This window comes from Prescottella equi, assembly GCF_020171745.1.
In the GTDB taxonomy this organism is placed as follows: Bacteria; Actinomycetota; Actinomycetes; order Mycobacteriales; family Mycobacteriaceae; genus Prescottella; species Prescottella equi_A.
Map to the genome: position 1 here is coordinate 320,263 of NZ_JAIVAH010000004.1, position 24,899 is coordinate 345,161.

The window sequence follows — 24,899 nt, forward strand, 5'->3', positions numbered from 1 at the left end:
ATCCCTCTCAAACTCAGACCAGTGAGTAACTTCGTAACATTCAAGTAGAAACTAGCCGCCCGTCAGGCGCGCTGCCCACGGAGGGTCCGCACCGGCCCGCGAAACGGTGATCGCCGCCGCGCGTGCCGCGAATTCCAGGGCGTCCTGCCATTGTCCCCCGTCGAGCCCCGTTACCGAATTCCGACCGAGGAGTCCACGGCGGTCGAGCCGGTGGAGAAGCGCCGCCTGAACGGTGTCACCTGCACCGATGGTGTCGACGACGGAAACCGGAACGCCCGGCACGCGCACGGTCAGCGACCGCGTCCGCACGCTCAGCCCGTCCGCCCCGTGTGTGGTGACGACGGCGGCCACTCCCCGGTCGAGCCACTGCTCCGGCGTCGTGCCGTCCACACCGCGTCCCAGCCACTGGACATCGTCGTCGGAGACCTTCACGACATCGACCCACGGCAGCAGTTCGGTGAAACGGCGGCGATAGTCGTCGGGAAAGACGGCCGGACGGATATTGGGGTCGAGGACCGTCAGCCGCCCCTCGTCGTGGCAGCGGCGGAGCAGATCCGTGTAGACGCTCGCGCCGGGTTCGAACACGAGCGACAGCGTCCCGAAGGACGCCGCCGCGACCGAGTCCGGGAGACGGCCGGGATCTTCGACGAGCCGGTCGGCGGTGCCGTCGGCGTAGAAGGTGTAGCGCGCACCGCCGTCCGGTCCGATGCCCGCGACCGCGAGGGTGGTGGGCTCGGGCCCGCGCTGGACGGTCCCGGTGTCGACGCCCGACGCGGTGAGCGCCGCGAGCAACCGGTCGCCGAACGCGTCGGTGGAGAGACGCGAACAGAACGCCACCGGACTGCCGAGACGTCCGAGCGCGACGGCGACGTTGAACGGCCCGCCGCCGAGCCGTGCGTCGAACGACTCGGCGCCGGCCGGGACGAGGTCGACGAGCGCCTCGCCGCACACCAGGATTCGCGGGTCAGACATGTTCGGGCTGTCCCGTCCGGCTGACCCGGTATCGCATGAATGCCGGGAAGGCCACGATCGAGGCGACGACGCCGACCACCACCAGGATTCCGCCGCCGGCCGACGCGACGGCCGTGCCGAAGTAGTACGCCGCGGCGCCGTGCAGGACGTCGCCGATTCGCGGCCCGCCAGCCACGACGACGGTGAACACACCCTGCAGTCGTCCGCGCATGTCGTCGGTGGCCACCTGCTGCAGCATCGTGCTGCGCAGCGCCGCGGAGACCATGTCGACGGCGCCGCCGAACGCGAGGAACGCGAGCGCGAGCCACAACAGGAACGCCGGACTGTCCGGGTTCGCGACGCCGATGACCACACCGAACCCGACCATCGCCAGGCCCCACAGCACGATGCAGATCACGACGGCGCGCCCCTGGAACCGGATCCGGGGCAGCCACCCGGAGAACACCCCACCGAGCACGGCGCCCGCCGACATCGCCGCGAACAGCAGGCCGAGGGCGACACCGCCGTCGAGCGGGTCGCCGAACGATTCGTGCGCGATCTCCGGGAACAGCGCCCGCGGCATACCGAACACCATCGCGATGATGTCGACGACGAACGACGCCAGCAGCACCTTCTGGGTGGCGAGGTACGCGAAGCCCTCCCCCACGGCTCGCAGTCCGGCGCGGCGGGCGGGACCGGTCGGCGGCAGCGCCGGCAGCTTGATCACCGCCCACAGCGTCGCGAGCAGCGCGATCGAGTCGAGCAGGTACACCGTGGACAGCCCGGCCGCGGGGATGAGGACGCCCGCGAGCAGCGGCCCGGCGATGGCGCCGAACTGCATCACCGTCATGTTGAGCGAGTTCGCCGCGGGCAGGTCGTTCATCGGCAGCAGGCGCGGGATGATCGCGCTGCGGGTGGGCGAGTTCACCGCGAAGAACACCTGTTGCAGCGAGAACAGGCATAGCAGCAGCCACACGTTGTTCGTGTTCGCGGCGGCCTGCAGCCACAGCAGCAGCGACGTGCCGATCATGCCCAGCGTCGTGATGATGATCAGCTTGCGGCGATCCATGACGTCCGCGAGCGCACCGCCCCACAGCCCGAACACCACCAGCGGCACGAGCCCGAAGATGCCGGCGAGTCCGACGTAGGCCGAGTTCTGGGTGATCGCGAAGATCTGCAGCGGCACCGCGACGACGGTGAGCTGGCCTCCGATGACGGTGACGATGCCGCTGGTCCACAGGCGCCGGTAGTCCTGGTTTCGGAGCGGGGTGACGTCGGCGAGCAGTCCTCTCATCACGGCTGCAGACGCTCGACGGTCCAGGCGCCGTCGACGAAACGCGTACGGATCCGGTTGTGCATGCGGTTGGGCCGCCCCTGCCAGAACTCGACCGATTCGGGCCGGATCCGGAAACCGCCCCAGTGCGGAGGCAGCGGAATGTCGCCGTCGACGCCGAAACGTCGCCCCGCGTCGACGAGTTGAGCTTCGAGGTCCGCGCGCGTGTCGATCGGACGGGACTGGTTCGACGCCCACGCGCCGAGCCGGGAGCCTCGCGGACGGCTGTTCCAGTACTCGGTCGTCGTGTTCTCGCTGGTTTTCTCCACGGGGCCGCGAACCGTGAGCTGGTGCGCCAGCGGCATCCACGTGAACGTCACCGACGCGTACGGCGTGGCCGCAAGCTGGCGGCCCTTGTCGGAGTCGTAGTTGGTGAAGAACTGAACGCCGTCCGCGTCGAATCCCTTGCACAGCACCGTCCGGGTGCACGGGTGCCCATCCGCGTCTACGGTGCCGAGCACCATCGCGTTCGGCTCCGGCAGTCCGGCCTCGACGGCCTCCTCGACCCACCGTCGTGCCAATGCGACCCATCCGTCGTCGAGCCAGGACGGTTCCAGATCGGGTTCGACGACGGGTCGCTGCGGCCCGATTTCGCCGTAGCTCACCCTCATCGCGGAGAGATCGGAATTCCGGGGATCCCGGCGGCGGGAATCTGACGACACAGCCCCTGACGCTACCCCTGGGTAGTCGCTGGCCGGGTGACCGGTGACACCGGCTAGAGTTTGATTAGCACCAGGCCCGACGGAGTATCTCGACCCCCCATTACGCAGTAGTCGAAGGCTGACATAGGCAGTGCAGCTCGCACGGGCGGCACTCGGATGAGGAGAGTCCAGGAGCAATGGCACCCAGCGCTGTAGTACCCGAGGATTTCGTCAGCGGCCTCGAAGGCGTCGTCGCCTTCACCACCGACATCGCCGAGCCCGACAAGGACGGCGGCGCGCTGCGCTACCGCGGTGTCGACATCGAGGACCTGGTCGCCCGCCGCGTCACGTTCGGCAACGTGTGGGCGCTGCTCGTGGACGGCCGTTTCGGCCCCGGTCTGCCGCCGGCCGAGCCGTTCCCGCTGCCCATCCACACCGGCGACGTCCGCGTCGACGTGCAGGCCGGCCTCGCGATGCTCGCCCCGATCTGGGGCTACCAGCCGCTGCTCGACATCGACGACGAGACCGCCCGCGAGAACCTTGCGCGTGCCTCGGTGATGGCGCTGTCGTACGTCGCGCAGTCCGCGCGCGGCATCTACCAGCCGGCCGTGCCGCAGAAGCTCATCGACGAATGCCCCACCGTCACCTCCCGTTTCATGACGCGCTGGAAGGGTGACCCGGACCCGGCGCACGTCGAGGCCATCGACGCGTACTGGGTGTCGGCGGCCGAGCACGGCATGAACGCCTCCACCTTCACCGCCCGCGTCATCGCCTCCACGGGCGCCGACGTCGCGGCGTCGCTGTCCGGCGCGATCGGCGCGATGTCCGGCCCGCTGCACGGCGGCGCCCCCGCCCGCGTCCTGCCGATGATCGAGGAGACCGAGCGCACCGGCGATGCCCGCGCGCTGGTCAAGGGCATCCTCGACCGCAAGGAAAAGCTCATGGGCTTCGGGCACCGGGTGTACCGGGCCGAGGACCCGCGGGCCCGGGTGCTTCGCGCTACTGCCAAGCGCCTCAACGCTCCTCGCTTCGAGGTCGCCGCGGCGCTCGAGCAGGCCGCGCTCGCCGAACTCCGTGAGCGTCGCCCCGATCGTGCGATCGAGACGAACGTCGAGTTCTGGGCGGCGGTGATCCTCGATTTCGCCGAGGTTCCCGCGCACATGATGCCCGCGATGTTCACGTGTGGCCGCACCGCCGGCTGGTGCGCGCACATCATGGAGCAGAAGCGGCTGGACAAGCTCGTCCGCCCCGCCGCGATCTACACCGGCCCCGCACCCCGCACCCCCGAGTCGGTCGAGGGCTGGGACCAGATTTCGCACAGCTAGAAACAGCTGGACATCACCACAACCGAGAAGGACACCTCGCACCGATGAGCACTCCGATCATCCCCGCCGACCTCAAGCCCGTCGACGGCCGCTTCGGTTGCGGACCCTCGAAGGTCCGCCCGGAGCAGCTGCAGTCCCTGGTCGACGTCGGCGCCTCGGTGTTCGGCACCAGCCACCGGCAGAAGCCCGTCAAGGACGTCGTCGCGCGCGTGCGTTCGGGTCTGCGCGACCTGTTCTCGCTGCCCGAGGGCTACGAGGTCGTCCTCGGCAACGGCGGCTCCACCGCGTTCTGGGATGCGGCCGCGTTCGGTCTGATCCGTGAGCGCTCGCAGCACTTCACGTACGGCGAGTTCTCGTCGAAGTTCGCGTCGGTCGCCAAGGGCAACCCGTTCATCGGCGACCCGATCGTCGTGTCGAGCGATCCGGGCACCGCGCCGGCGATCGTCGCCGACGGTTCCGTCGACCTCATCGGCTGGGCGCACAACGAGACCTCGACGGGTGTCGCCGTGCCGGTCACTCGCCCGGCGGGCTCGGAGAACGCGCTCATCGCGATCGACGCCACCTCGGGTGCCGGCGGTCTGCCGGTCAACGCCGCCGACGCGGACGTCTACTACTTCGCGCCGCAGAAGTGCTTCGCCGCCGACGGTGGCCTGTGGATCGCGCTGATGAGCCCGGCCGCGCTCGAGCGCGTCGCCGAGATCAAGGCGTCGGGCCGCTGGACCCCGGAGTTCCTGTCGCTGCCCATCGCGGTCGACAACTCCACCAAGGACCAGACGTACAACACCCCGGCGCTCGCAACGCTGCTCATGTTCGAGAACCAGATCGCGTGGATGAACTCCAACGGCGGCCTGGACTGGACCACCGCGCGCACCAAGGATTCGTCGGATCGCCTGTACTCGTGGGCCGAGGCCTCGGAGTACGCGACGCCGTTCGTCACCGATCCGGCCAACCGCTCGCAGGTCGTCGGCACCATCGACTTCGCCGACTCGGTCGACGCGGCCGCGGTCGCGAAGATCCTGCGCGCCAACGGCATCGTCGACACCGAGCCGTACCGCAAGCTGGGCCGCAACCAGCTGCGCATCGGCATGTTCCCGGCGATCGATCCCGAGGACATCTCGCAGCTGACCAAGAGCATCGACTGGGTCGTCTCGCAGCTCGGCTGATTTCCGCCGGGTCGTAGGGCTTTCCGCTGACGAGGGCGGGCACGCGCAAGCGTGCCCGCCCTCTCCGCATCTCGCCTCTGCATCTCCCCCGGTCCACCCCGCCTCCCGCGCTTTGCGCACTTGTCGCGCTCATCACACCCGCGACGCGTCGATAAGTGCGCAAAACGCCCGGGGAGAGTGATATACGGCGCGCGTGTCTTTCCTGCGCGCGGGTCACGGATGAATTACAGTCGATCTTGACGTGATCGCGAGTCGGCGCGATGAGGAGGACGAACGTGCGGGAGCTGCGAGTAATTGGTCTCGAGCCTGGCGGCGCGCACGTGGTGTGTTCTGATCCAGACACCGGCGAGAAGTTCCGGCTACCAGCCGATGACAAGCTCCGCGCGGCCTCCCGCGGGGACATCGCTCGACTCGGCCAGATTGAGATCGAAATGGACAGTCAGCTCCGCCCCCGTGAGATCCAGGCCCGCATCCGTGCCGGCGCGTCCGTCGAACAGGTCGCCGAGCAGGCGGGTATCCCACACGCCAAGGTGGACCGATTCGCGTACCCCGTGCTGCTCGAGCGCGCGCGGGCCGCGGAGATGGCGCAGGCCGGACATCCGGTGCGCCCGGACGGCCCCGCCGTCCACACCCTTTCGGAGATCGTGACGCTGGCGTTCAAGGCCCGCGGCCACGAGAACAGCGCCATCGCGTGGGACGCGTGGAAGGACGAGGACGGCTTCTGGGTCGCCCAACTGCAGTGGCAGACCGGCCGCACGACCAACACTGCGCACTGGCGGTACCAGCCGGACGCGCACGGCGGCACCATCACCGCGCTCGACGACACCGCGGTCCAGCTCGTCGACCCCGATTTCGGTCGACGCGGGCTCGCGCCGGTGCCGACCAACCCGGTCTACGGGCCGGCGGATTTCGAGCAGGATCACGAGCACGAGACCGCAGAGCAGTCCGTGCAGTCCGTGGAGCCCCCGATCACGTTGGCGGACAACGAGTCCGACGACGTCGAAGTTGTTGTCGCGGACGAGGCCGAGCACGATCATCCCAAGGTTGCGCCGCAGCAGACGCCGGGTAAGGACAAGCGCGGCAAGCCCGCCCTGCCGTCCTGGGACGACGTTCTGCTGGGCGTGCGGAGCAACGGGCGCGGCTGACGCCGGTGCTGGGGGTCACCTCCTCGACGATCTGGTACGTCGACGCCACCGAACCCGTCGCGGTAGTGCGCGGGACGACGCCGGACCGGGAGGCCGCCCGCGAACTCGCCGCGGCGCTCCACCCGGGACTCGACATCGCCTACCTCGGCGACGAGCAACTGTCCGACGCCGTGAAACCCGAACCCGGCGAGGTGGTCGTCGGCTGCTATCCGGGCGTCGCCGTGGTTCGCACGGGCGAGGCATTGCCGCCGACGCCGTCGACGCTCGTCGAGCACTGGATCCGTCCGACGGGGGCCGCGCACACGTACCTGAGTTCGTCGACCACGCACATGGCGGCCGGGTCGTGGGGTGCGTTCGCGCACTGGGAGAACGACGAACTCAAGCGTTCGTTCAGCGCGACCCCGGTGCACATCATCGAGGATCTCGGTCTGCCGCAGGTGTGGGAGCGACCGTACTGGGCCGGCGAGCATCCGGCACCGCCGATGATGGACGTGTTGCCGGATCCGCAGACGCTGCCGTTCGATCCGGGCGCGTTCGCGGAGGCGGCACCGGCCGCGTGGCTCGGGGACGCCCTGGACCTGTCGTCGATCACGGTGTGCCGCTTCGCCGTCCACCCGCCCGGTCAGGTTCCGGAATCGGTGCGGCGGGTGCAGGAGAAGCTACGCGCCGAGCAGGCACGGGCCGAGCAGGCGGCCCGGCCGCCGCGGCGATCGCTGTTCGCGCGACTGTTCCGACGCGAGAGCTGACGCCCGCTAGAGGATCTCGAAAAGCAGTGTGATCCAACCGGATACGACACCAGCAGTTACCCCGTACACCACCCAGCGCCACACCGGCAGGTTCCGCCACCGCCACACGGTGGGTGCGGCGCCGCCGACCGCCACCAGGTTGAACCCCACCGTGAGCAGCGGATGGATGTGCGCGAGGGTGACGCCGAACGCCACCACCCCGACCAGCGTCACGACCGCGGCGAACGCACTGACCAGCAGACCCGTCGCCCACGGGGTCGGATCCACGGACGCCGTCACGATCCGGCCCGGATGCGCTCGTAGAACGCCATCGCCGCCGCAGTCGCCACGTTGAGCGAGTCGGTGCCCCGGGCCATCGGGATGCGGGCGCGAACGTCGGTGGCGCGCATGGCCTCCTCCGTCAGGCCAGGCCCCTCGGCGCCGAGCAGCAGGGCAACCTTGTCGCCCGTCATCGCCTCCGCGAGTGTCGGCGCGGACGGGTTGGGGGTGAGCGATACCAGCTGGAAGCCCCTGTCGCGCAGAATGTTCAACCCGCGTGGCCATTCCGGGATCTGCGCGAACGGCACCCGCAGCGCATGCCCCATCGACACCCGCACCGCGCGCCGGTACAGCGGGTCGGCGACGGATGCCCCGAACAGAATGGCGTCCACCCCGAGGCCGGCCGCGTTGCGGAACATCGAGCCGATGTTCTCGTGGTCGTTGACGCCCTCGAGCACCGCGACGGTGCGGGCGCCGCGCAGCACGTCCTCGACATCAAGCTCGGGCGGGCGGTTCGCGGCGGCGAGCACACCGCGGTTGAGGTGGAAGCCCACCACCTGCGCCATGACGTCGGCGGTGGTCCGGTAGAACGGCACGTCCACGCCCGCGAGGTCCGCCGACAGCTCCCCCAACCGGCGATCGACACCCAGCAGGCTGTTCGGCGCGAAGCGGGAGCCGAGCATGCGCTGGACCACCAGCACGCCCTCCGCGATGACCAGCCCCTTGCCGCCGGGCAGGTCAGGGCGGCGATCCGACGAGTTCAGATCGCGGTAGTCGCCCAACCGCGGGTCGTCGGGGTCTGCAATGTCGATGACGTGAACCACGGATCCATCGTGCCGTACCGGACCCGACGTTCGGCTACACGGTGCCCCGACCCCCGAAAAGCGCCGCGAAATGGGCGTCGAGGACGGCATGGATGCGGTCGGCGTTCATCCGGCGGGGGTGGTTGACGCCGTGCGCGGCGAGACCGTCGACCAGGGCGTGCAACCGCATCGCCTCCACCTCCGCCGACGCACCCGGCACGAGCAGCCCCGCGTCCTGCAGCGGGCCCACGATCCGCAGGAACCCCTCGTACATCTCCCGGTCGGTGCGGTCGCGCACCTCGGCGAGGGCGGGATCCGTCCGCGCCGCCACCACGAACGCCTGCCAGACGTCCATCTCGCCGCGCCGGTCGTCGTCGAGCGGGACGAACTGTTCGGCCAGTAGTCGGGCGTCGGCGCGCAGGTCTCCGGTGAACCCGATCGCGGCGAGGCGTTCGTAGACCCGTTTGGTGATCAGTTCCATGGCGAACAGCAGCAGGTCGGACTGGGTTCCGAAGAAGTGCCGCAGCGAACCGGTGGACAACCCGGCCTCGTCGGCGATCGTCCGCACGCTGGCGGCGCCGATGCCGTCGCGGCGGATCACCCGAAGGACCGCGTCGGCTATCTCCTCGCGCCGGGCCTCGGTACTGGTTCGCTTCACCACATCGCCAAACTAACACAGTCGTGCTAGTTTCGAACCGACTAACACAGTCGTACTAGAAATGGGGCGGACATGATCGTGCAGCTGATCGTCGCGTGCGAGATCCTCTTCTGGGTGTTCCTCGGCGCCGGCCTGACGGCCCGCTACCTCCTGCGCCGCCCCACGCTCGGCGCGGTACTGCTCGTCGGCGCTCCCCTGGTGGACGTGGTGCTGCTGGTTGCCACCACGATCGACCTGCGCGGCGGGGCCGAGGCGTCGTGGAGCCACGGCCTGGCCGCCGCGTACATCGGCTTCTCGGTCGCGTTCGGGCACAGCATCATCCGCTGGGCCGACGCCCGCTTCGCCCACCGCTTCGCGGGCGGGCCCGCACCGGTACGTCCACCGCGCCACGGGAAGGCGCGGGCGATCCGCGAGTGGCGCGAATTCGGCAAGGCCCTGGTGGCGTGGGGCATCGCGAGCGGTCTACTGCTCGGCGCGATCGCGATGGTCGGCGATCCGGCCCGCACCGCGGCGCTGTCCGACTGGATCCGCACGCTCACCGCCGTGCTCGGCATCTGGGGCGTGATCGCGCTCAGTTACACGCTGTTTCCCGCCCGCCCGAAGGTGGCCGAGCGCCGCACGTAGACCGCGGCGGCCAGGCCCGCGACCAGCGAGACGACGCCGCCGATCACCAGCGGGGCGCGGGGGTCGACGGCGTCGGCGAGCCAGCCCAGCACCGGACTGCCCAGCGGGGTGCCGCCGAGGAACGCGAGCATGTACATGCCCATCACCCGGCCCCGCATCTCGGCGGGCACCGACATCTGCAGGATGCTCATCGCGGCCGTCGAGAACGTGAGGACGAGCGCGCCGGTGGGCACCAGCAGCACGATGACCGCGACGTACGACGGCACCAGGCCGATGGCGGTCTCGAGGACGCCGAATCCGACGGCGGCGCCGAGACACCAGCCGACGGTGGGGGTCGACGCCCGCCGCGCGGCGAGGGTGGCGCCGGCGAGCATGCCGACCGCCAGCATCGTCGAGAGCAGGCCGAAGGCGTCGGCGCCCTTGTCGAAGGTGTTGCGGGCCAGGACCGCCAGCGTGAGCGAGAAGTTGAGCCCGAACGTGGAGACCACGAACACGGTGAGGAGGACGACGGTGAGGTCCGCTCTGCCGCGGACGTACTGGAAACCTTCACGCACCTGGCCTTTGGCGCGCGGCGCGGGCGCGGACCGGGTGAGTTCGTCCACCCGCATCCACAGCAACGACGCGAAGACGGCGACGAACGACACGGAGTTCACGAGGAACACCGGGCCGGTGCCGATCAGCGTGATGAGCACGCCGGCGATCGCCGGCCCGACGATGCGGGCGGCGTTGAACATCATGGAGTTCAACGCGATTGCGTTGGCCAATCGGTCGGGGCCGACCATCTCGATCGTGAACGACTGGCGCACCGGGGTTTCGAGGGCCGTGACGCAGCCGAGCGCGAACGCCAGCACGTACACGTGCCACAACTGCACCACACCGCCGACGTCGAGGAGTCCGAGGATCAACCCGAACGACGCCATCGCGACCAGCGAGATCATCAGGATGCGCCGCTTGTCGTAGCGGTCGGCGAGCACCCCGCCGTACATCGACAGGAACAGCGTCGGCCCGAACTGCAGGGCCATCACGACGCCCACCGCGAAACCGTCTCCGCCGGAGAGGGTCAGGACCAGCCAGTCCTGCGCGATCCGCTGCATCCAGGTCCCGACGAGGGACACGATCTGACCGGCCGTCCAGTACCGGTAGTTGCGGGAGCGCAGCGCGGCGAACATCGACGGCGCGAGATCGGTTGGCACCCCGCGATCTTGCACACGCGAAACCGGTCAGCGGGGAATACATCCCGCTGACCGGTTTCGGGTGGAGAGGTCAGTCGTTCTCGGAGACCAGGGAACTGATGATCGTGACGGCGTCGCGCAGGGTGTCCAGCTGGGCGGCATCGAGGCCGGACAGCTTCTCGGTCATCCACGCCTCACGGGCCTGGGTCTCGCCCTCGATGAGGGCGTGCCCGGCATCCGACAGCGACACGATGATCTGCCGGCCGTCGGTGGGATGCGGTGTGCGGTCGACCAGTCCGACGTCCGCGAGGGAGGCGATGACCCGGGTCATCGACGGCGGCTGGACCTTCTCCCGGGCCGCGAGGGCGCCCGGGGTCATGGGGCCTTCGGCGCTGAGCGTGACGAGCGCGGACAGCTGCGTCAGCGTCACCTGTGCGTCCGCCCGCCGTCCCCGTAGGTGGCGCGTGAGGCGCACCACCGCTAGGGAAAGGTCGCTGGCAAGGGCGCGAGTATCCGTTGTCACAACTTCGAACAATACGGGAACTCGCGCCCCGCCAATCACGTAACGGCGTCAGTGATGGGGCCGACCGCGAAGTATGCGACGAACAGTGCGGCGACGATCCACAGCAGCGGATGGATCTTCTTGGCGTTGCCACCCGCGGCCGCGAGGACGACGTAGGAGATGAAGCCGATGCCGATGCCGTTGGCGATCGAGTAGGTGAACGGCATCGTGACGACGGTGAGGAACGCCGGCAGGGCGATCGAGAACTTGCTGAAGTCGATCTCGCGCAGCTGACCGATCATCAACGCGCCCACCACGACCAGGGCCGGTGCGGCCGCCTCGATCGGGACCACCGAGTACAGCGGGGTCAGGAACATCGCGGCCAGGAACAGCGTGCCGGTGACGACGTTGGCGAGGCCGGTGCGAGCGCCCTCGGCGATGCCGGACGCGGACTCGACGAACACCGTGTTGGACGACGCGGACGCGCCACCACCGACGACGGCGCCGGCGCCCTCGACGATCAGGGCCTTGCCGATACCGGGCAGGTTGCCGTCCTTGTCGGCCAGCTTCGCTTCCTTGCCGAGGCCGGTCATGGTGCCCATGGCGTCGAAGAAGTTGGCGAGCACCAGCGTGAACACGAGCAGGCTGGCGGCGATGACACCGATGCGGGTGAACGCGCCGAACAGGCTGACATCGCCGACCAGGCTCAGGTCGGGCATCTGCGCGAAGACGTCGGGCATCGTGGGAACGCTGAGGTTCCAGCCCTGGGGGTCGACGCCCTTCGAGGCGCCGATGTCGAAGACGGCCTCGAGGATCGCGGCGAGCACGGTGGTGACGACGATGCCGATCAGCAGACCGCCGCGGACCTTGCGCACGACGAGGATGCCCATGAGCAGGACGCCGAAGATGAACACGACCGTCGGCCACGCCGAGATCGAGCCGTTGATGCCGAGGCCGACGGGGACCGTGGTGCCGGCGGCGTCGGGGATGCGGCGGACGAAACCGGCGTCGACGAGGCCGATGAAGGCGATGAACATGCCGATGCCGGCGGCGATCGCGGCCTTGAGTTCACGCGGGATCGCGTTGAACACCGCGGTGCGGAAGCCGGTCGCGGCCAGCGCGACGATGATGATGCCGTCGATGACGACCAGACCCATCGCCTCGGGCCACGTCACCTGCGGGGCGATCGTGACGGCGAGCAGGCTGTTGATGCCGAGGCCCGCGGCGATACCGAACGGATAGTTCGCGATGATGCCGAAGGCGATGCTCATCAGGCCCGCGACGAGCGCGGTGACGGCGGCGACCTGGCTGACGGGAAGGATGTTGCCGAGCACGTCGGTCTTGGCGACGGCGTCGTCGGCCGAGAAGCTACCGAGGATCAGCGGGTTGAGGACCACGATGTAGGCCATGGCCACGAACGTGACCAGGCCGCCGCGGACCTCGGTGCTGATGGTCGAGCCCCGCTCGCTGATCTTGAAATAGGTGTCGAGCATCCGCGAGGGTGCCGACGGCCGCGTGGGCTCGGTGGTTTTGTCGGTAACCGCCATGTCGTGTTTCGGTCCAATCGCCGGGAAGTGGGGTTTCGCACCTGGCAGATTAGGGCACCGACGCACGGGTAACTTAATCGTGTGACCGAAATCCATAGCACGCCGACGCTCGTGGAGCGCCTGTCCGACCCGCGCCCGGTACTGGCGGTGGGAACCCTCGCGTGGATCGTGGCGACCGTCGTGGTGCTCGCGGCCGGCGACCGATGGAGTGCAGCGCTACCGGTCTGTTATGCCGGAATCGCGCTGGGCCTCCTCGGATTCGGCTTGTTCCTCGTCCAACGCGGCGCGGCACGGCGCGGCCGGCGTGGCGCGCAGCAGGGACTCGTCTGACCGGCCGGGCCCGTTCTGCCGCAACCTGTTTACCCGGTGACTGATCTCACAGGGCATCCGCGCGTGTCCGGCCGCGGCTGCGGCGGCTGATCGCCCAGATCCACAGCGCGGCCCACGCGATCCCGAACGCCCATCCGGCCAGCACATCGGTGAGCCAGTGCGCGGCCAGGTAGACGCGGGAAAGTCCGACGGCGAGCGTGTAGCAGCCGAGCAGCACGAGCAGTCCGATCCGCCGGACGCCGGGCGCGACGAGACGCACGACGACGGCGCCGAGCACGCACGCGAGGATCGCCGACATCATCGCGTGCCCCGACGGGAACGAGTAGCTGTCGAGTTCGACGAGACGCTCCGGCACCGGCGGACGTTCACGCCCGAACAATAGTTTGAGCAGGCTCATCGCCGCCCACCCGGACAGCATCGCGCCCGCGACCATCACCGCCTCCGCGGTGTACCGGCGGAGCAGCAGCGCGACCGTCACGACCGTCGAGATCACGAACGCGGCGACGGTGCCGCCGCTGTGGGTGATCACGGTGACCACGTCCGTCAGGCCGGGGGTGCGGATGTCGAGCATCCAGTTCAGTACCGACTGGTCCATGTCCGTCATCGCCGCTCCCCCGCCGGCCGGCGCCGGAAGTGGGCGCGGCCGTCGTCGTCGATCCAGAACGGCACCGCGACGTCGCCGTCGAGCGCGCCGCCCAGCCGCACCACGAGATCGTCGTGCACCACGACGTCACCGGTCGGCAGCGGCAGGCCCAGCGCCGTGCACGCGAGCACCGCGCCGGGCTCCCGGTCCCACGTGCTCGGCCGGCCGTCGCCGACGACGCGCGCCTCGAGCGCGGCCGACGCGAGCGGCAGGTCGAGCAGGTCGGCGAGGGCCGCGGCGGTGTCGAGCGCGCCGAGCACCAGCCGCTCCGGCGGGACGACGGCCGCGAGGTGCGCGCGGTCGAGCACGAGCGCGACGTCGGGGTCGACGACGGCGCCGGTGAGGCTGCGGACCTGCGCGGGCAGGTCCAGGTCGTCGAGGTCGAGCACGCCGCGCCCGGCGGCGTCGGCGAGCAGGCGGTGGGCGCGGGTCGTGACGTCGGGGGTGGGCGTGCGGGCGGCGTCGGCGAGGCGGTCGAGCAGGACTACGGCGAGCGCGTTGTCGTCGACTGTCCGCGGGGCCAGCGCGGCCGCCAGGGCCGGGGCGTCGGGATGGTCGAGGACGTCGAGCAGCCCGGCGAAGGTGTCGTCGTCGGCGGCGCGGAGCAGTCCCAGCGGACGGCCGTCGATCTCGGCGTGGGTGCGCAGCCACCACGCGGTGTAGCCGGCACGGTCGGTGAGCGCGGCCGCGGTGTCGGGCTCCGCGGCGAGCAAGGTCAGCGCCCTCGGCCAGCGGTCCGGGTCGACCAGGTCGAGGTCACGGACCGCGATCAGGGTCTCGGGGTCGTCGGCGAGGGTGTCCCACCAGGCGTCCTCGTCGTCGAGGTCGTGTTCGGGTCCGGTGGGCAGTTCGGCGCGCAGCACCGTGAAACCCCAGCCGACGCCCACGGCGCGCAGCGCCTCCGCGCCCACCCGGTCGACGAGCGCGGCGTCGACGGTCGCGAACGGCGAGTCGTCGTCCAGCACGTCGGCCAGCGGCGCGCCGGGCAGCAGCAGTTGGTCGGCCGGCACCAGTTCGCCGTCGGCGTCGGGCAGCGGCAGTTCGCCGAGCCACGGCGGCCGGGCGTCGGGCGCGGTGAGCGTCACGAGCGCGAGCACGGCCGACGCGAGTTCGGTTGTCTCGCCGGGATCGTCGTAGTCGAGGTCCTCGATCCGGGCCTGCAGCGCGGGATCCGACAGCAGGTCGCCGGCGGTGGCGCGCTGCGCGCCCAACCGGTTCAGCAGCGGGTGCGCGGCGTCCGGGTGCACCAACCGCACCCAGTCCAGGGCGGACGCGGCATCGCCCAGCGCGTGCCCCAGGTCGGTGCCGGTGACGACGGTGCGCGGGCCGGTGACGGTGCGGCCGTCCGCGAGCGGAACGGGAACGGCGGCAAGCTCTTCCACCGCCAGCGCGTCCACCACCAGCGGCTCGAGCGCGTCGTAGACGGCGTGCCACCACGACGGTTCGCGGCTGTGCCCGCCGAGCAGTTCCGCGATGCGCGCCAGCCCGAAGCGGTGCACGTCGACCGCGGCCAGCGCCGCAGCGTGCCGCGGGCCGGACAGGTCCGGATCCACCAGGCCGGGCACGACGTCGGCGAGCGCGTCGGCCAGTTCCCGGGTGAGCCCGGACAGCACGCTCGCCCGATTGGGAACGAGATCCTTTGCATCGGAGCCGGTTTCGGCGGGCGGCACCCACGGCTGGGTCCGCAGATCGGCCAGCACTGCCTCCCGCAGGGCCGCGTCGGCCTCGCTGCGGGCGAACCCGGGCAGCGGCACCAGATCCAGACGCTGGTCGCGGGGCAGCGCGGCGACGAACCGCGCGTAGCCGTCCGCGACGCGGGCGAGCGGCGCACCGGGCAGCAGGCGTCGGCGGTCGGGCTGCATCGGGACGTCGGCGATGAGCAGCGCGGGCAGCGACAGTTCCTCGTCGGACCGGGTGGGCGCGCGCAGCACGTCCTCGGCGACGGGGCGGACGCGGCCGTCCACCACGGGCACCAGCCAGCGCGCGGTGTCGGTGGCGTACTGCCACCAGGTGCGGTCGCCGACGGTGACCTCGGTGAGTCCGCCGTCGAGATCGCGGCTCGTGCGGTGCAGCGTGCGCTCACCCACCGTGATCGTCTCGAGCGCGGGCAGTTCCAGCAGCAGGTCGAGCGCCTCGGCGGCGAAGCCGGACAGCAACGCGGCGCCGTCGACGTCGGGGCGTAGGTGCAGCACCACCTCGGAGTCGAACCCGGCGGCCGGGGTCTCGTCGGTGGCCCACACCAGGCGCAGCACCGGGATGCCCGACGTCGGCGGCTCCAGGCCCGCCTCGGCGATCTCGGCGCGGGTGCGTACGGCGGAGAACTGCAGCGACCCGCTGGTGGAGCGGAGTTCGATCTCGTCGCTCACCGAGCGGACGGCGGTGAAGCCGACGCCGAACCGTCCCACCCCGGTGGACTTCCCGGAGGCCCGCAACGCGGCGAGCGCCTGCACGCCTTCGACGTCGAGGGGGGCGCCGGTGTTCGCGATCCGCAGCACGTCGCCGTGCAGTTCGACGCGCAGCGTCCCGGGCACGCCGGCCCGGGCGGCCGCGTCGGCGGCGTTCTGCGCGAGTTCGGTCAGCAGCCGGTCGCGGTATCCGGCCCGGACGAGGTCTGCCTCCGCGGCGGCATCCTCACGCAGCCGCGTCGGGGAGTTGCGCCACGCGAGGAGCGTGCCCTCGCGCAGCGCGTCGGTACCGAAGGGGTCGGTCAATCGGTTGAGGTCGTGTCCGAGGGAGCGTCCGAAGACTCGGCGGCCTCGACGGCCGGCTCGACACGCTCGATCTGCACCATCTCGACGGCGCCGTCGTCGTAGGCGTCGTAGCGCGGGGACCCGGCGCCGGTGGGCAGCGTGGTGTCGGAGTGCGCGCCGCAGCCGTGCGCGGCGTGCACGACGTGCCCGTCGGCGGCCATCTCGTTGCCGCACACGCCGAACGCGGCGTGCAGCGAACCGGACAGCGGCAGGTAGAAGCCGCACAGGTCGCACGTCGAGGGCGCGGCCTTGGCCATCTCGGAGTCGGGGCCGAAGTCGCCGTCGTGCCAGCGGGCAGCGCAGTCGAGGCGGCCCTCGCGGCTCATGACCTGCTTGCGTCCCAGGCCCACCTCGAACGCGACGTCGTCGATCTCGGGGTCGCCGGTGGCGACGTAGCCGGGCACCAGCCGCGGGTCGTTCTCCCGCGGCGCCAGCAGGTCGCCGGGAGAGAGATCGCCGGGGCGGATCCGCTCGTCCCACGGCAGCCACTCGGGCGCGACGAGCGCGTCCGGCCCGGGCAGCAGCGCGAGTTCGCTGACGGTGACGTGATCGGAGTCCGGCACCGCGGCCACCACCACGGCCCACTGCCAGCCGCGGTAGCCGGGAAGTTCGGCGTCGAAGCGGTGAGTGGCGGCGCAGTCGTCCTCGGCGGTCACGCCGAGGTATCTGCCCACTCCTCCCTCTCCGAGGTCGACCAGTGCCGTGCGAGCAAGCTCGACGGCATCGGCGAGGACGGGGCGCACGACGGCGCTCTCGGGAGACGACGTAACACTCACGGTGTCCATCTTGCCGCACTCGGTCCCGTCTGTGCTCGTGTGGGCTGCCATGCTGGGCGAGTGAATCTGCGTAGCACCCCCGCCCGGGCCGCGATTGCGGTGTCCGCGGCGGCCGTCGCTCTGCTCACCGGGTGCTCGGGCAGCACCCCGCCGGCGGGCGCGACGATCGCCGAACGGATGCATCCGGAGATCGTCCGGGAACTCCCGCACGATCCGTCCGCGTTCACGCAAGGCCTGGAGATCTCCGACGGCACGCTGTTCGAGAGCACCGGGCGGGTGGGGCAGTCGTGGGTGCGGGCGACCGCGCTCGACACCGGCGCCGAGCAGGCCCGCGCCGACCTCCCGCGGCCGATGTTCGGCGAGGGCATCACCGTCGTCGGCGACACGGTGTGGCAGATCACGTGGAAGGACGGGGTGGCGATCGAGCGCGACCGCGACACCCTCGCGCAGCGCCGGACCGTCGACTACGACGGCGAGGGCTGGGGGCTGTGCACGCAGCCCGACCGGCTGGTGATGAGCAACGGTTCCGACGCGCTCACCTTCCGTGACCCCGAGACGTTCGCGGAGATCGGTTCGGTCGACGTCACGCTCGACGGCCGGCCGATCGACAAGCTCAACGAACTCGAGTGCGCGAGCGACGGTTCGGTGTACGCGAACGTGTGGACCACCGACACCATCGTGCGGATCGACCCGGCGACCGGCATCGTGACCGGCCGGATCGATGCGGCGGCGTTGAAGGACGCACTGCCGTCCGGCGAGCGGGGCGGCATCGACGTGCTCAACGGCATCGCGCAGATCCCCGGCACCGACCGGTTCCTCGTGACGGGGAAGCTGTGGCCGCGGATGTTCGAGGTCCGCTTCGTCGGCTGAGTGCGTCTCGCCGGGCTCCGACACGTCCGAGCGAGCAGGAACGGACCGCCCGTGTCGTGCAATGTCCGGGGACTAGGACAGAATTGAGGGGTGACCGGACCCCGCGACCCCCACGACGCCTCTCGGCGTGGGCCTCACCCGCAGGATCCTTCGCCGCGACGTCACCCCGGCTTCGAGAACTATCCGCCGTCGCAGCGGGTCAACGGGCGTAAGGCGCCGTTGCCGCCGCTGCACCCGGTGGACCGGTCGGCGCGCACCGAACGCATCGAGCAGCCCACCGAGCGTTTCGCGTCGCGGCCGGCGGAGGAGACCCGCCGGATCGACGCCGAGGCGGACGGCGCGGGCCCCGAACGTCCTGAGTCCCCCGAGGCCGACGCCCCCAAGCCGCGCCCCATGCCGCGCAAGCTGACGGTCACCCGGGTGGCCGCGATGCGGGGCCGCGAGCTCACCAACAAGGGCATCGCCACGTTCCGGCGGGCCGCGACCGCGGACGGCGCCGACAAGTCGGGGCTGACCGCGATGACGTACGCGGTGATGGCGAACTTCGCGACCGACGCGACCGTCGCGGTCGCGCTCGCGAACACCCTCTTCTTCTCCGCGGCGACGGGCGAGGACAAGACCAAGGTTGCGCTGTACCTCCTGATCACGATCGCGCCGTTCGCGGTGATCGCGCCGCTGATCGGGCCGGCGCTCGACCGTCTGCAGCGGGGCCGCCGGATCGCGCTGGCGTCGTCGTTCGCGCTGCGGACCCAGCTGGCGATCGTGCTGATCTTCAACTTCGACAGCTGGGCGTTGTACCCGTGTGCGCTGGGCATGATGGTGCTCAGCAAGTCGTTCGCCGTACTCAAGAGCGCGGTGACGCCACGCGTGCTACCACCGGAGATCGACCTGGTGCGAGTCAATTCGCGGCTGACGGTGTTCGGCCTGATCGGCGGCACCATCGGTGCCGGCGCGCTGGCGGGCGCGCTCGCGTTCCTCACCGGTTCCACGGGCGCTCTGTGCCTGACCGCCGTGATCACCGTGTTCGGCGCCTACCTGAGCATGCGGATCCCGGCGTGGGTCGAGGTCACCGAGGGCGAGGTGCCGGCCAAACTCGCCTTCCACGGGGACGACTCCCCCACCGAACTGATCGACGCCGCCGCCGTCGCGGGCGTCAAACCCGACAAGCGCCGCCAACCCCTCGGCCGCACGGTCGTCACCGGGCTGTGGGGCAACGGCACCATCCGGGTGCTCACCGGCTTCCTCACGCTCTACATCGCGTTCGTCGCCAAGGCCAACACCGAACACGAGGCGATCATGCAGGCCGCGATGCTGGGTCTGGTCGGCGCCGCCGCCGGCATCGGCAACTTCGCCGGCAACGCCGCCGGCGCCCGCCTCGAACTGGGCCGACCGGCGATGATGGTCGTGCGGTGCACCATCGCCGTCACGGTCGTCGCGATCCTCGCCGCGATCACCGGCAACCTGCTCACCGCGGCGCTGGCCGCGCTGGTGGCGTCCGCGGCCAGCGCGCTCGCGAAGGTCTCGCTCGACGCGTCGCTGCAGCAGGACCTGCCCGAGGAGTCCATCGCGTCCGGCTTCGGCCGGTCCGAGACCGTGCTGCAGCTCAGCTGGGTCATCGGCGGCGCGATGGGCGTCCTGCTGCCCACCGAACTGTGGATCGGTTTCACCGTCGTCTCGGTGGTGCTTACGATCGGGCTGGTGCAGACCGTGCTGACGTATCGCGGTGGCTCGCTGCTGCCCGGCCTCGGCGGCAAGCGTCCCGAGCACGTGAACCAGGAGACCACCGTCGGCCACAGCCCTCGTGCCGACTGATACACCGAACGAGAAATGGATTTCATGATGCAGGACCGGACGAAGAAGATTCTTGCGCTGATCGCCGCGGTGGTGATCGTGGCGGCTGCAGGTCTGGCCGGAGTCGTGGCATACCTCGTCGGACAGTCGGAGGAGAAGCTGCCGACCATCACCGCGTACTCCAAGCAGGAGACCGTCAGCGTGGCGCCCGGTTTCTGCGACCCGTCGCTGCAGTGCGAGGGCCTCGAGATCGTCGAACTGCACGTGCCCGAGGGCTACCCGCTGCAGCTGTCGCTGCCCAAGGAGATCGCCGACTCGGATTGGCGCCTGAACGTGCAGATCGGCAACCCGAAGACCGGTGAGATCTACGAGGGCTACCGCGACTACAAGCCCGGCGACGCCTGGGCCGTGACCGTGCCCGGCGCCCCCGGCGAGCAGCTGATCAGCGCCATCATCCAGCTTCCCGCGCAGGGCGGGCTGGCCCCGGTGTGGGCGCTGCAGACGATGCCGCTGCCCGGTGGCGGTGTGGTCGCTCCCGCTTCCTGATTCGACGCAACGACCGAAACGGGCGCCCTCCGGTGATCTTCACCGGAGGGCGCCCGTTTCGTGTCGTGGTCGACTAGCTGTCGAGCTCGCGCGCGACGGCGCGTACCACCTCGGAGATCCGCTGCGCGGTCTTGCGGTCCGGGTACTTGCCCTTGCGCAGGTCCGGCTGGATCTTGGCCTCGAGCAGCGTGATCATGTCCTCGACCATGCCGTGCAGCTCGTCGGGCGAGTGCTTGCGGGCCACGGCCTCCTTGCGGGCGCCGCCGCCCTGACGCAGCGTCGGGGCCGGCTCGAGCACCTGGACCTTGAGCGCCTGCGGGCCGCGGCGGCCGGCGGCCATGTCGAACTCGACGCGCTGGCCGGCCTTGAGTCCCTCGACGTCGCCGGGCAGCGCGGACGCGCGGACGTAGACGTCCTCGCCCTCGTCCTGGGACAGGAAGCCGAAGCCCTTCTCGACGTCGTACCACTTCACCTTGCCGCTAGGCACCGTGTTCACCTGCTCATCTGCCTGCCGCGCTCCTCGTTGAGCGCGCGCGTGTATCTATGCAAAACAACGCGCCCCACTCGGAGTGCGGGACGCGTGAATGCCCGAGTGTACCCGTCTGGCCCGGTCACAGGCATCCTCGTTTCCCGCCGCGTGACGCGTAGCCGATGTCGGTTTCAGCAGTCGTGAAGCTCCGGGCCCTGCAGGCAACTGGACGCGGACTATGCTGCTGGGCGATGCCTGTCACCATGCCGCGCGATCTTCCCGCCAGGGCCATCCTGGAGGCGGAGCGAGTCTTCGTAATGTCCGACGAGCGTGCCGGACATCAGGATATTCGCCCTATGCGGATCGCCATCTTGAATCTGATGCCGACGAAGGTCAGCACCGAGACGCAGCTGCTGCGGTTGCTCAGCAATAGTCCGCTGCAGATCGAGATCACCCTGCTGCACATGGCCAGCCATGTCTCGCGTAACACCTCTGCAGAGCATCTCGAAGCGTTCTACTCGACTTTCGATGACGTGGCCCACATGCACTTCGACGGCCTCATCATCACCGGGGCGCCCATCGAGAAGCTCGACTTCGAGGACGTCGACTACTGGCCGGAGATGACCAAGATCCTCGACTGGGCCCGCAGCGCCGTGCAGTCGACCCTGCACGTCTGTTGGGGTGCGCAGGCAGCCCTCTACCACCACTACGGTGTCCGCAAACACGAAGTCCCACAGAAGATCTCCGGCGTTTTCTCCCATCGGCTCACCGGGGCGCCATCTCCGATCGTCACCGGGTTCGACGACGAGTTCCTGGCGCCGCACTCACGGCACACCGATATCCACGCCGCCGACATCGAGGCCACCGGCAAGGTCGACGTGTTGGCGGTGAGCGAGGAGGCCGGGGTCTACCTGGCAGCCACCGCGGACGGCCGCCAGGTCTTCGTGACCGGCCACCCGGAGTACGACGCGGACACCCTGGCGCGTGAATACCTCCGCGACAGCGAGCAGGGACTGCCGGTCCCACCGCCGGCGCACTACTTCCCCGGCGACGACCCCGCCGCCGCCCCGCTCAACCGATGGCGCGGCCACGGACACCTGCTGTACTCCAACTGGCTGAACTACTGCGTCTACCAGGAGACACCGTTCATTCCGGACCAGGTCTGACCGGCTGAGCCGGTCCCGTCGACAAGGAAGCAGTCCTACCCGTAGTTCTTGCGACCAGGCGGTCGGTCCGTGCGCGGCGTGCCCGATACTGGTGCGCACGGACTTTCGACGACAGTGAGGACCACGCCGTGACGACGCTGAACGACCTGCTCACCAAGATCGGCTCCAAGAGCATCGAGGTGCTCGACCTCACCGCGCCGCTGAGCTCGGAGACGCCCGTGCTGCATCTGCCGGAGCCGTTCGCGAACACCATTCCGGCACGGCTGGAGACGGTCAGCAACTTCGACGACGACGGCCCGGCGTGGGCGTGGAACAACCTGCACACCGGCGAGCACACCGGCACCCACCTGGATGCGCCGACGCACTGGATCACCGGACGCGACGGCGCCAGCGTCGACCAGATCCCGCCGGAGCGGCTGATCGGCCCGGTCGCGGTCGTCGACGTCACCGCCGAGGTGGAGGCGAACCCGGACTTCGTGCTCGAGGTGGAGCACCTGGAGGCATGGCAGGCGGAGAACGGGCCGCTGCCGGACGGCGCCTGGCTGATCCTGCGCACCGGGTGGGCCGAGCGCGGCAGCGATCCGGTGCGGTTCGCGAACGCCGACGCCGACGGCCCGCACACCCCCGGCGTCTCGGCGGCGGCCGCGAAGTGGCTGGCCGAGCAGAGCCCCATCACCGGTCTCGGGGTGGAGACGGTGGGCATCGACGCGGGCATCGCGGGCGGCTTCGACCCAATGTTCCCGGCGCACTACTACCTGCTCGGCAACGACAAGTACGGCCTGACGCAGCTGCGCAACGTCGACAAGCTGCCGACGCTGGGCGCGGTGCTGGTGGCGTCGCCGCTGCCGATCGTCGGCGGCACCGGCAGCCCGGCCCGCGTGTTCGCACTGGTCGAACAGGCATGAGTTCCACTGCTTCCAGATTCACCGTCGCGCAGCTGGTCGGCGCCACCCTCGCCGAGCTCGGCGTCGGGCACGCGTTCGGGGTGGTGGGCAGCGGCAACTTCGCGGTCACCAACGCGCTGATCGCGGCCGGGGTGCCGTTCGTCGCGGCCCGGCACGAGGGCGGCGCGGCGACGATGGCCGACGCCTACTCGCGGCTGTCGGCACTGCCGGCGGTGGTCACCACCCATCAGGGCTGCGGGCTCACCAACGCGATCACCGGCATCGGCGAGGCCGCGAAGAGCCGCACCCCGCTGATCGTGCTCACCGCGGACACCGCGGGTTCGGCGGTGCGGTCGAACTTCCGGATCGACCAGGATGCGTTGGCACGCAGCGTCGGTGCGGTGGCCGAGCGGGTGCATTCGGCGGCGTCGGCGGTGGCCGACACCGTCCGCGCCTACCGCACCGCGGTGCGCGAGCGGCGGACGGTCGTTCTGAGTCTGCCGCTGGACGTGCAGGAGCAGGCCGTCCCCGACTCGTGGGCGGTGCCGCTGCTGCCACCGATCCAGCGGGTGCGCCCGGACGCGGGCGCACTGACGTCACTGGTGGCGCTGCTCGAGCGCGCCGAGCGGCCGGTGTTCGTGGCCGGTCGCGGTGCCCGCGACGCGGGCCCGCAGCTCGCGGCGCTGGCCGAGCGCACCGGCGCGCTGGTGGCGACGTCGGCGGTGGCCAACGGTTTGTTCGAGGGGAATCCGTTCTCACTGGGCATCTCCGGCGGCTTCTCCTGCCCGCTCACGGCGGAGCTGATCGCCGGCGCCGACCTGATCGTCGGCTGGGGCTGCGCGCTGAACATGTGGACGATGCGGCACGGCTGGCTGATCGGCGCCGACGCCACCGTCGTGCAGGTGGACGTCGAGGACGAGGCGCTGGGCGCGAACCGGCCAATCGACCTGGGTGTGCTCGGCGACTGCCGCGAGACCGCGGTCGCGGCGCTCGACGCCGTCGGCCCCGCGCGGGCCGGCTACCGCAGCGATGAGGTGCGGGGCCGCATTGCGGCGCAGGGCCGTTGGAACGACGTTGCTTTCGACGATCTGTCGACGGAGACGACGATCGACCCGCGCCTGCTCTCCCGGGAGCTGGACGCGATCCTGCCGCGGGAGCGGACCGTGTCGGTGGACTCGGGCAACTTCATGGGCTACCCCAGCGCGTACCTGGGCGTGCCGGACGAGTTCGGCTTCAACTTCACCCAGGCGTTCCAGTCGATCGGGCTGGGCCTGGCGACGGCGATCGGAACCGCGCTGGCGCAACCGGATCGGCTGCCGGTCGCGGCGCTGGGCGACGGCGGGTTCCTGATGGGGATCTCCGAGCTGGAGACCGTCGTGAGGCTGGGTCTGCCGATGGTGCTGGTGGTCTACAACGACAGCGCGTACGGCGCGGAGGTCCACCACTTCGACGCCCCCGGCACCGATCATTCGGCAGTCACGTTCCCGGACACCGACATTGCGGCGATAGCCCGGGGGTACGGAGCCGAGGCCGTCACGGTACGCTCGGTCGCCGACCTTGATGCCGCGCGCGCGTGGGTCGCGGGTCCGAGGGTTCGGCCGTTGCTCATCGATGCGAAGGTGAGCTCCGACGGGGGCGCGTGGTGGCTGGCGGAGGCGTTCAAGGGGCACTGACTCGACGATCCGTCTTGTTCTCGGCTGAAGAATGCGCAACAGCGAGACAAGCGGCATCGGCTGACCTGCTCGACTTCCACATCAGCCGAACAGATTCGGGCGGATTCCAGTGACCGTGAGGTGCACCGGAATC

The 24,899-nt window shown here is 70.4% G+C and carries 25 protein-coding genes; 12 read left to right on the top strand and 13 right to left on the bottom strand.

Going from position 1 to position 24,899, the window contains the following annotated elements:
- Nucleotides 1-51: 51 nt before the first annotated feature.
- The 3 genes from LCL87_RS02870 to pdxH are packed head-to-tail and all read right to left on the bottom strand — an operon-like array spanning nt 52 to nt 2,895.
- Nucleotides 52-972 (bottom strand): carbohydrate kinase family protein, encoded by a 921-nt coding sequence (locus LCL87_RS02870; protein ID WP_225016452.1) that lies wholly within the window; start codon nt 970-972, stop codon nt 52-54.
- Nucleotides 965-2,245 (bottom strand): MFS transporter, encoded by a 1,281-nt coding sequence (locus LCL87_RS02875; protein WP_225016692.1) that lies wholly within the window; start codon nt 2,243-2,245, stop codon nt 965-967. Before LCL87_RS02875 ends, LCL87_RS02870 begins: the two co-directional genes overlap by 8 nt.
- Nucleotides 2,245-2,895: a pyridoxamine 5'-phosphate oxidase gene (gene pdxH, locus LCL87_RS02880; protein ID WP_225016454.1), complete on the bottom strand. Its 651-nt coding sequence runs from the start codon at nt 2,893-2,895 to the stop codon at nt 2,245-2,247. The genes LCL87_RS02875 and pdxH overlap by 1 nt, the downstream gene beginning before the upstream one ends.
- 227 nt (nt 2,896-3,122) lie before the next feature.
- Between pdxH and LCL87_RS02885 the strand changes: the two genes are divergently transcribed.
- The 4 genes from LCL87_RS02885 to LCL87_RS02900 all read left to right on the top strand — a co-directional run bounded on the left by LCL87_RS02885 (nt 3,123) and on the right by LCL87_RS02900 (nt 7,304).
- Nucleotides 3,123-4,250, top strand: coding sequence for a citrate synthase 2 (locus LCL87_RS02885; RefSeq protein ID WP_225016468.1), 1,128 nt, complete (start codon nt 3,123-3,125; stop codon nt 4,248-4,250).
- 44 nt (nt 4,251-4,294) lie between these two features.
- Nucleotides 4,295-5,413 carry a phosphoserine transaminase gene (gene serC, locus LCL87_RS02890; RefSeq protein ID WP_225016470.1) on the top strand — a complete coding sequence of 373 codons (1,119 nt, stop codon included), beginning with the start codon at nt 4,295-4,297 and terminating at the stop codon, nt 5,411-5,413.
- Between the two features lie 275 nt (nt 5,414-5,688).
- Entirely contained in the window at nt 5,689-6,558 is an 870-nt protein-coding gene (gene sepH / locus LCL87_RS02895) for a septation protein SepH (protein WP_225016472.1), read from the top strand.
- A 5-nt stretch (nt 6,559-6,563) separates the two neighbouring features.
- Entirely contained in the window at nt 6,564-7,304 is a 741-nt protein-coding gene (locus LCL87_RS02900; RefSeq protein ID WP_225016474.1) for a DUF6928 family protein, read from the top strand.
- A 6-nt stretch (nt 7,305-7,310) separates the two neighbouring features.
- Here LCL87_RS02900 and LCL87_RS02905 read toward each other — a convergent pair whose 3' ends face one another.
- Genes LCL87_RS02905 through LCL87_RS02915 form a run of 3 tightly spaced genes read right to left on the bottom strand, consistent with a single transcriptional unit; the run spans nt 7,311 to nt 9,026 of the window.
- Nucleotides 7,311-7,583: a DUF2537 domain-containing protein gene (locus LCL87_RS02905; RefSeq protein WP_225016476.1), complete on the bottom strand. Its 273-nt coding sequence runs from the start codon at nt 7,581-7,583 to the stop codon at nt 7,311-7,313.
- Nucleotides 7,580-8,386 (bottom strand): TrmH family RNA methyltransferase, encoded by an 807-nt coding sequence (locus tag LCL87_RS02910; RefSeq protein ID WP_225016479.1) that lies wholly within the window; start codon nt 8,384-8,386, stop codon nt 7,580-7,582. The genes LCL87_RS02905 and LCL87_RS02910 overlap by 4 nt, the downstream gene beginning before the upstream one ends.
- A gap of 34 nt (nt 8,387-8,420) precedes the next feature.
- Nucleotides 8,421-9,026, bottom strand: a complete 606-nt coding sequence (locus LCL87_RS02915) for a TetR/AcrR family transcriptional regulator (protein WP_225016481.1) — start codon at nt 9,024-9,026, stop codon at nt 8,421-8,423.
- A gap of 69 nt (nt 9,027-9,095) precedes the next feature.
- Between LCL87_RS02915 and LCL87_RS02920 the strand changes: the two genes are divergently transcribed.
- Nucleotides 9,096-9,647 carry a hypothetical protein gene (locus LCL87_RS02920; RefSeq protein WP_225016482.1) on the top strand — a complete coding sequence of 184 codons (552 nt, stop codon included), beginning with the start codon at nt 9,096-9,098 and terminating at the stop codon, nt 9,645-9,647.
- Here the strand turns inward: LCL87_RS02920 and LCL87_RS02925 are convergent.
- The 3 genes from LCL87_RS02925 to LCL87_RS02935 form a co-directional block, all read right to left on the bottom strand.
- Nucleotides 9,599-10,816, bottom strand: a complete 1,218-nt coding sequence (locus LCL87_RS02925; protein WP_225016694.1) for an MFS transporter — start codon at nt 10,814-10,816, stop codon at nt 9,599-9,601. The genes LCL87_RS02920 and LCL87_RS02925 overlap by 49 nt on opposite strands.
- A gap of 94 nt (nt 10,817-10,910) precedes the next feature.
- Complete coding sequence (locus LCL87_RS02930) at nt 10,911-11,342, bottom strand: Rv0880 family HTH-type transcriptional regulator (protein ID WP_225016483.1); 432 nt, start codon at nt 11,340-11,342, stop codon at nt 10,911-10,913.
- Between the two features lie 35 nt (nt 11,343-11,377).
- A complete protein-coding gene (locus LCL87_RS02935) occupies nt 11,378-12,868 on the bottom strand; it encodes an NCS2 family permease (RefSeq protein WP_225016486.1) in 1,491 nt (496 codons plus the stop codon).
- A gap of 81 nt (nt 12,869-12,949) precedes the next feature.
- Here LCL87_RS02935 and LCL87_RS02940 point away from each other — a divergent pair, with 81 nt between their 5' ends.
- Nucleotides 12,950-13,198, top strand: a complete 249-nt coding sequence (locus LCL87_RS02940; protein ID WP_225016488.1) for a DUF2530 domain-containing protein — start codon at nt 12,950-12,952, stop codon at nt 13,196-13,198.
- Nucleotides 13,199-13,244: 46 nt separating this feature from the next.
- Here LCL87_RS02940 and LCL87_RS02945 read toward each other — a convergent pair whose 3' ends face one another.
- From LCL87_RS02945 to LCL87_RS02955, 3 genes are read right to left on the bottom strand one after another with little or no spacing between them, the layout of a single operon-like run.
- Nucleotides 13,245-13,802 carry a phosphatase PAP2 family protein gene (locus LCL87_RS02945; RefSeq protein ID WP_225016490.1) on the bottom strand — a complete coding sequence of 186 codons (558 nt, stop codon included), beginning with the start codon at nt 13,800-13,802 and terminating at the stop codon, nt 13,245-13,247.
- Nucleotides 13,799-16,552: a sacsin N-terminal ATP-binding-like domain-containing protein gene (locus LCL87_RS02950; protein WP_225016492.1), complete on the bottom strand. Its 2,754-nt coding sequence runs from the start codon at nt 16,550-16,552 to the stop codon at nt 13,799-13,801. The genes LCL87_RS02945 and LCL87_RS02950 overlap by 4 nt, the downstream gene beginning before the upstream one ends.
- Entirely contained in the window at nt 16,549-17,376 is an 828-nt protein-coding gene (locus tag LCL87_RS02955) for a DUF3027 domain-containing protein (RefSeq protein ID WP_225016696.1), read from the bottom strand. Before LCL87_RS02955 ends, LCL87_RS02950 begins: the two co-directional genes overlap by 4 nt.
- A gap of 51 nt (nt 17,377-17,427) precedes the next feature.
- On the opposite strand from LCL87_RS02955, the gene LCL87_RS02960 reads away from it, so the two are divergent.
- The 3 genes from LCL87_RS02960 to LCL87_RS02970 all read left to right on the top strand — a co-directional run bounded on the left by LCL87_RS02960 (nt 17,428) and on the right by LCL87_RS02970 (nt 20,574).
- Nucleotides 17,428-18,237, top strand: a complete 810-nt coding sequence (locus LCL87_RS02960) for a glutaminyl-peptide cyclotransferase (protein WP_225016494.1) — start codon at nt 17,428-17,430, stop codon at nt 18,235-18,237.
- A gap of 90 nt (nt 18,238-18,327) precedes the next feature.
- The gene (locus tag LCL87_RS02965; protein WP_225016495.1) at nt 18,328-20,049 is read left to right on the top strand and encodes an MFS transporter; all 1,722 of its coding nucleotides are present in this window, start codon (nt 18,328-18,330) and stop codon (nt 20,047-20,049) included.
- A 15-nt stretch (nt 20,050-20,064) separates the two neighbouring features.
- Nucleotides 20,065-20,574, top strand: coding sequence for a DUF2771 family protein (locus LCL87_RS02970; RefSeq protein ID WP_225016498.1), 510 nt, complete (start codon nt 20,065-20,067; stop codon nt 20,572-20,574).
- Between the two features lie 73 nt (nt 20,575-20,647).
- Here the strand turns inward: LCL87_RS02970 and LCL87_RS02975 are convergent, their stop codons facing one another.
- Nucleotides 20,648-21,061 carry a cold-shock protein gene (locus LCL87_RS02975; protein ID WP_225016697.1) on the bottom strand — a complete coding sequence of 138 codons (414 nt, stop codon included), beginning with the start codon at nt 21,059-21,061 and terminating at the stop codon, nt 20,648-20,650.
- A 245-nt stretch (nt 21,062-21,306) separates the two neighbouring features.
- Here LCL87_RS02975 and LCL87_RS02980 point away from each other — a divergent pair, with 245 nt between their 5' ends.
- From LCL87_RS02980 to LCL87_RS02990, 3 genes are all read left to right on the top strand, one after another.
- Nucleotides 21,307-22,209: a homoserine O-succinyltransferase gene (locus LCL87_RS02980; RefSeq protein ID WP_510850686.1), complete on the top strand. Its 903-nt coding sequence runs from the start codon at nt 21,307-21,309 to the stop codon at nt 22,207-22,209.
- A gap of 128 nt (nt 22,210-22,337) precedes the next feature.
- Nucleotides 22,338-23,114, top strand: a complete 777-nt coding sequence (locus LCL87_RS02985; RefSeq protein WP_225016501.1) for a cyclase family protein — start codon at nt 22,338-22,340, stop codon at nt 23,112-23,114.
- Nucleotides 23,111-24,766 (top strand): thiamine pyrophosphate-binding protein, encoded by a 1,656-nt coding sequence (locus LCL87_RS02990; protein WP_225016503.1) that lies wholly within the window; start codon nt 23,111-23,113, stop codon nt 24,764-24,766. Before LCL87_RS02985 ends, LCL87_RS02990 begins: the two co-directional genes overlap by 4 nt.
- The last annotated feature ends 133 nt before the right edge of the window (nt 24,767-24,899 follow it).

What these genes read in the sequence shown, in the direction of transcription:
- LCL87_RS02920 (WP_225016482.1), top strand. Translation starts at nt 9,096, where the DNA reads ATGATCGTGCAGCTGATCGTCGCGTGCGAGATCCTCTTCTGGGTGTTC.
- LCL87_RS02870 (WP_225016452.1), bottom strand. Translation starts at nt 972, where the DNA reads ATGTCTGACCCGCGAATCCTGGTGTGCGGCGAGGCGCTCGTCGACCTC.
- LCL87_RS02885 (WP_225016468.1), top strand. Translation starts at nt 3,123, where the DNA reads ATGGCACCCAGCGCTGTAGTACCCGAGGATTTCGTCAGCGGCCTCGAA.
- LCL87_RS02935 (WP_225016486.1), bottom strand. Translation starts at nt 12,868, where the DNA reads ATGGCGGTTACCGACAAAACCACCGAGCCCACGCGGCCGTCGGCACCC.
- LCL87_RS02875 (WP_225016692.1), bottom strand. Translation starts at nt 2,245, where the DNA reads ATGAGAGGACTGCTCGCCGACGTCACCCCGCTCCGAAACCAGGACTAC.
- LCL87_RS02980 (WP_510850686.1), top strand. Translation starts at nt 21,307, where the DNA reads ATGCCGCGCGATCTTCCCGCCAGGGCCATCCTGGAGGCGGAGCGAGTC.
- LCL87_RS02990 (WP_225016503.1), top strand. Translation starts at nt 23,111, where the DNA reads ATGAGTTCCACTGCTTCCAGATTCACCGTCGCGCAGCTGGTCGGCGCC.
- serC (WP_225016470.1), top strand. Translation starts at nt 4,295, where the DNA reads ATGAGCACTCCGATCATCCCCGCCGACCTCAAGCCCGTCGACGGCCGC.
- LCL87_RS02955 (WP_225016696.1), bottom strand. Translation starts at nt 17,376, where the DNA reads ATGGACACCGTGAGTGTTACGTCGTCTCCCGAGAGCGCCGTCGTGCGC.
- LCL87_RS02925 (WP_225016694.1), bottom strand. Translation starts at nt 10,816, where the DNA reads ATGTTCGCCGCGCTGCGCTCCCGCAACTACCGGTACTGGACGGCCGGT.
- LCL87_RS02945 (WP_225016490.1), bottom strand. Translation starts at nt 13,802, where the DNA reads ATGACGGACATGGACCAGTCGGTACTGAACTGGATGCTCGACATCCGC.
- LCL87_RS02970 (WP_225016498.1), top strand. Translation starts at nt 20,065, where the DNA reads ATGGATTTCATGATGCAGGACCGGACGAAGAAGATTCTTGCGCTGATC.
- pdxH (WP_225016454.1), bottom strand. Translation starts at nt 2,895, where the DNA reads ATGAGGGTGAGCTACGGCGAAATCGGGCCGCAGCGACCCGTCGTCGAA.